The 5,047-nt window shown below is 64.9% G+C and carries 5 protein-coding genes and 1 pseudogene; 3 read left to right on the plus strand and 3 right to left on the minus strand.

Translation table 11 applies throughout. The annotated features are described in order from the left end of the window. Position 1: 1 nt before the first annotated feature. From GOACH_RS24545 to GOACH_RS22105, 3 genes are read right to left on the minus strand one after another with little or no spacing between them, the layout of a single operon-like run. A complete protein-coding gene (locus GOACH_RS24545) occupies positions 2–325 on the minus strand; it encodes a helicase associated domain-containing protein (RefSeq protein ID WP_005180240.1) in 324 nt (107 codons plus the stop codon). After that, entirely contained in the window at positions 310–1,062 is a 753-nt protein-coding gene (locus GOACH_RS22100) for an RES domain-containing protein (protein WP_005180242.1), read from the minus strand. Before GOACH_RS22100 ends, GOACH_RS24545 begins: the two co-directional genes overlap by 16 nt. Next, entirely contained in the window at positions 1,059–1,451 is a 393-nt protein-coding gene (locus GOACH_RS22105; RefSeq protein ID WP_005180243.1) for a hypothetical protein, read from the minus strand. Before GOACH_RS22105 ends, GOACH_RS22100 begins: the two co-directional genes overlap by 4 nt. A 146-nt stretch (positions 1,452–1,597) precedes the next feature. Between GOACH_RS22105 and GOACH_RS24445 the strand changes: the two genes are divergently transcribed. From GOACH_RS24445 to GOACH_RS22130, 3 genes and pseudogenes are all read left to right on the plus strand, one after another. Then, entirely contained in the window at positions 1,598–2,773 is a 1,176-nt protein-coding gene (locus GOACH_RS24445) for a helicase associated domain-containing protein (RefSeq protein ID WP_235434496.1), read from the plus strand. 476 nt (positions 2,774–3,249) lie between these two features. After that, positions 3,250–4,383, plus strand: coding sequence for a hypothetical protein (locus GOACH_RS22125; RefSeq protein ID WP_005180250.1), 1,134 nt, complete (start codon positions 3,250–3,252; stop codon positions 4,381–4,383). 142 nt (positions 4,384–4,525) lie between these two features. Beyond that, positions 4,526–5,047, plus strand: a pseudogene (locus GOACH_RS22130) (DNA-binding protein); the annotation flags it as partial.

Genomic DNA, 5,047 nt, shown 5'->3' on the forward strand with positions numbered 1-5,047 from the left:
CTTAGCGTGCGCTGGTGTGGCCGTGGTGGCACATGAATGGGTCGGCGCATGGCTCGCCGGTCTTGGTGTGGATCCGCTTGGCCGACAGATGGCCCCGCCGGTACTCGGCACGGCGGTTGACGACCCACTGACCGATCGCGAACCCGTCGATCGTCGCGCCGCGGGGAGGTGAGCTGGAACCATGCATGGCGGCGTAGCGGTGCAGGTGGGCGATCCCGGTGTCGAAGAGACGGTCGTAGGCATTACTACGGCTGGTCGAGCCAGCCTCATGCTCGTTCGACGTTGCGGGACAGCCTGTTTCAGGTCGGTCTATGCGGGGGTCCACTCGAGTCCGAGGAGGGTCAGGGCGCGGGCCAATTGTGGATCCGCGGCGTCGATGGGGCAGTGGTCGACCACGTCGATGTGGGGGCTGATGTCGGGGTCGGCCGCGCGTTCGTAGAGCGCCCACATGCGCAGCTGGTCGCCGTGGCGAGAGTCGAACTCGATCCCGTCGACCGCTGCCTGTCCGTGGTCGGTGAGGGCGTAGAGCCAGCGGGAGATGGCCTGGGTGAGACCGCGGGGTCGCCCGTCCCGTAACGCGGCGGTGTCGAGGTCATCGAGCCCGTAGCGGATCGCGAGCGGACGAAACACCGTTCGCAGGGTGGCGAGGCTGTCCGGAGCAGCGGGCACCGCAAACCGTCCGGTCAGGGTGGCGTGGCCGAGCATCCTTGCCTCACACCACGATCGCGGGACGCGCCCGGGCGGCAGCGTGGGATGGTCCTGCTCGTCTTCGTCGTCGACGACGATGTCGTCGAGCTCGGCGATCAGTTGCGGGCTGGGTCGGGCGAAGGCGAGGACTTCGAGGTAGCAGGCCAGGGGAGTGTCGGCGCAGTACAGGGTGCGCCACACCCCGTCAGGGTCGTCCCACCGGCCGGCGAAGCGGCCGTCGGTGGCGTACTCCCACGGCGTCCACTCCCACGGACTGGGTGCGTACCCGACCCGATAGATGGGCGTGGCGGCCCGGATGCTGGTGGTGATCGGGCCGTGCAGGGTGCCGATCGTCGACGTGCGGGGTTGGTTCATCCCACCGCGGCGAACTGGCGGGCAGCGTTGAGTACCTGGGGGCCGACGTCGGCGAGGTCGCCGTCGCGCAGCAGCAACGCCGGCGCCCGGTCGTCGAGGACCGGGTTGAGGCCCTGGAACCAGGCTTGTGCGACGGCGGGGGTGTCACGTTCGGTGATCAGGCGGGCGGCGCGGTAGGCGATCCGGAGCCGTTCGACGTCCTCGGGGTTGGCGATGGTGCGGGTGCCCTCAGCCCACTGCCGCACCGCCCGGGTCTCGCTCACCCGACCCAGGTAGGCCACGAGCTTCGCGCCGAGCAGATCGCGCAACGCAGCCACGAGTTCGGGCTGCGACATACGGGCCGCTTCGGCGTAGGCGGCCAAATCCGGCCGGGGATGCGCTGCTGTCATGGTGATCACCTCAGATCCCAGTATAGATCCCATCCCGTGTGACAGCTAGACACCAGCGGGATTGCCCGCCGCGAACCCCTCGATGGTCGTAGTGAGAACGCCGGGTGGGTGGTCGACCGCCCGGCGGCAACAGGCACACTAGGACTGTGACCAGCCGATACGATGAGGGTATCGCCCATCTACATCGGTATCGGGCCGTGCACGGCACCAGCAGCCCACGCCAGCGGGACGTCATCGACGGATTCCCGATCGGTACCTGGGTCGCCACCCGTCGCGCCGAATACCGGTCCGGACAAATGCCACCTGGACACGCCCACCAGCTCGAAGCCGAGTTCCCCGACTGGCAGTGGACCCTCAGGGCCCGAGCACCGTTCCACGTCGGCCTGGACCACCTGCACCGCTACGTCGCCACGCACGGCACCAGCTCGCCACCCCGCCACGCCACGATTGACGGATTCCCCATCGGCGCCTGGGCGGCCAAACGCCGCACCGAGTACCGACAACACCGACTCTCACCCAAACGGATCACCCAGCTCGAAATCGAGTTCCCCGACTGGAAATGGAACGTCCGATCTCAGCACATAGCGCCGGCGACGGTTCAGAGACGTTCGGTCACGAATCCTGTCACCGGTACCGTCGCTGCCATGGCGTATACGACCGAACAACGACGCATCCTCGTCACTGCCTGCGCACCGTTTCGCGGGTTGCAGGCGCCGTCGGGCTACCCCGACGGATTAGCGCTGTGCGTGATCGACTCGGTGCAGTCGACCGGCGTCAGCTACTCCAGCGTCGAGAACGTGGTGGCCCGCTACAGGTCGTATCGGCGTGCTCATGGCGATGACCCGGACACAGACGGTGTCCCTGAGCTGCTTGCCACCTTCGACGAGCTCGGTGACCCGGGTGGCTGGGCGCAGAAGATCGGCAACAACAACCGCACCTCCACCCGCAGCGGGGTCCTCAAGTCGCAGGCGATCCGAGATGCGGCCCGCGTGCTCGACGGCGCGCGGATCGCCTCCGCAGAGGATCTCCGAGAGACGGCCAACGACGAGACGCAGCTGGCACAGATCCGGGATGAGTGGTGCGTTGTGACGGGGCAGCGCAGCGGAATTACCTGGCATTACCTGCAGATGCTGGCCGGGATACCGGGCGTGAAACCGGATCGGATGATCTGTCGTTTCGTTGCGGACTCGTTAGGGCTTGCCCGCCGCAGTGTCACACCGCAGTTCGCATTTGAGATCGTGACGGCCGCCGCGGCGGACATAGGCATGTCGCCCACTGATCTTGACCACGCCATTTGGCAATACCAGCGCGGCAGAAAGTAGGGTCTCGCAACGAGTGGCGTTTGCTGGAATCGAAGCTCCGTGACGCATCGGCGGCGTCTTCGATCGTTGCGATGCGCATGCGAAGTTTGATCCCTCAACCAGGATTCGCTGCTGAAGTTGAGTATCTCGATGCTGGTCGTTCACAGGAGCACAGCCCAGGTGGCGGGCCAGGCCTATACCGGGCGAGGTGCCATCGGTGGTTAGCAGATCCTTGCCAGAGTCATGGTCGTTCACTACGTTCGCGAGAGGATCGACACTAGACAGCGTCTCTTCTGGGGAGGAATTTTCGTGGCGGACCACGACGTACGATTTAGCACCAGCAGAGTGCGCGTCGCCGGCATCGATTTCGAGTTTGACGTTGCGATCGATGGAAAAACCCTCGGTACCCTCTACGTTTCCGAGGGCAATCTCCAGTGGCGACCCAAACACGGACAGAAGCGGTCGGTCATTCCCATCTCGTGGAAGGAATTCGCCGAATGGGCAGAGTCGTAGCTCAAAAGGGAACTCCCAACGCCGACGGCACAAGTGCACGCGTCCAGTTATGTCTACTACAGCCGTGGCAGCAAGCCGTGGATTGGTTTTTCCCTGGCGATGACGACGACCCCGATATCGGCGACCTCGTCTGGCGGACGCCACCAACGTACGCCGCCGGCGACATCATGGTGTACGTGGTCGACGCCCCCAGCCCAGCGATCATCAAGATCGACACCCTGTCCAGGGGTGACGACGACGATGGTCTCAACGCCCCACCCGACTCGGAATGGGGCCCCTTCGACGCGGGACTGTCGCTGCGGGCTATCGAAAAACGGCTAGGCGACACGTTGCCGGAGGCGCCGGCGACGATTACCGACGACAACCTCGGCCAGCGTTTGCTCGCCGCTATCGAGGCCGAAGAGGTTAACCCCACCCCATGGCGCGACGTCGACGAGTCCTGGTGCCGATGGCAGCCAACCGACAAATCACCCCCCACGCCGTTCGGCCCGACCGACTGTCTCGGCTGCGGCCGACACTTCACCTCAGCCGTGCCCGCCGAATCCCATCACCGCGACGTCGGGGACGACGAGGACCCCGCATTTGCCGACGGCGCCCCGGTTACAGTGTGTTCCGACTGCCACGGCCAGCTGCACCGACCGCTGCCCACCAGCCTGCCTGACCTCATCTGCGCGCGGCGGCCGTTATGCCCGTCTTGTTCAGCCGAACGCACCCTGGAAGTGATCTGGGGTATGCCTGCGGGCCCTCCGGGGCCCGGCGTCGCGCTCGCCGGCTGCGTCATCACCGGGCACACTCTGGAGTACCGCTGCGCTGCATGCGGTTACGAATGGACCGACGACGACACTGCCTATCCCGTCGCTGAAGGCGCCGGCGGTGGAGACCGCGTTCGAGCCCGGTTGAGCGACTACCCACTCGGCGACTTCCCGCCCGCGCGTCGTCAGCAACCTGGCCGCCTCGTAGTGGGGCGATACCATCCCCACCACGTCGACGGAGCGTGGGAATCAGGCACCCGGCACCTGGTCATCGGCGAGGATCGCAAACACTACATCGTCGACCCCAGCACCCTGCGATGGGCTGACCCCACGACATACACCAACCTCAGTCCGTCACCCGACTAGCAGCCCCCGGTCGTCGATGACGTGAAATGGCGCGGTGCTGCAGCGGGTTAGCGATTTGGCATCCGCCAGATCGCTGAACGGGCGATGTCCGCGACAGATGCAAACGGGGCTCCCAATTCGTCAACGGGTCTAGCATGACGGTGTGACAGACATCAACATCCTGGCCGTCGATGGGCCGGCAGCGAAGCCGCTCACCAGCGGATCTTTCGCAGCTTCCGGGTTCCTTGAAACCACCCACCTCGAGCAGTGGGTGGTAGAGAACCCAGTAGTCCTCGGCGAAGGTGTGATGATTGTCGCGCGACAGTACTCTAAGTGGTCCTCGAGCGAGGGGGACTTAGGACGGGAACGTCTCGATGTCCTCGCGTTAGACAAGTCTGGCCAACTCGTTGTCGTCGAGCTCAAGCGAGGAAATGACGCTCGAATTCACCTACAAGCCATCACCTATGCTGCGCTCGTGGCGGGTTTCGACAAGCAAGCATTGGCGGAGGCCCACGCCGAGTACATGGCGACGGTCGGGGAGTCGTGCTCGAACGAAGAGGCATTACAGCGTCTACAACAGCACGTCACCGATGACTGGAACGACGAGATACTCAAACTGCCGAGGGTAGTTCTTATCGCCGCGAAATATGCCGCTCAGACGTTAACGACCGTTGCGTGGTTGTCA

The sequence above is a fragment of the Gordonia aichiensis NBRC 108223 genome, assembly GCF_000332975.1.
GTDB classification, from domain to species: Bacteria; Actinomycetota; Actinomycetes; order Mycobacteriales; family Mycobacteriaceae; genus Gordonia; species Gordonia aichiensis.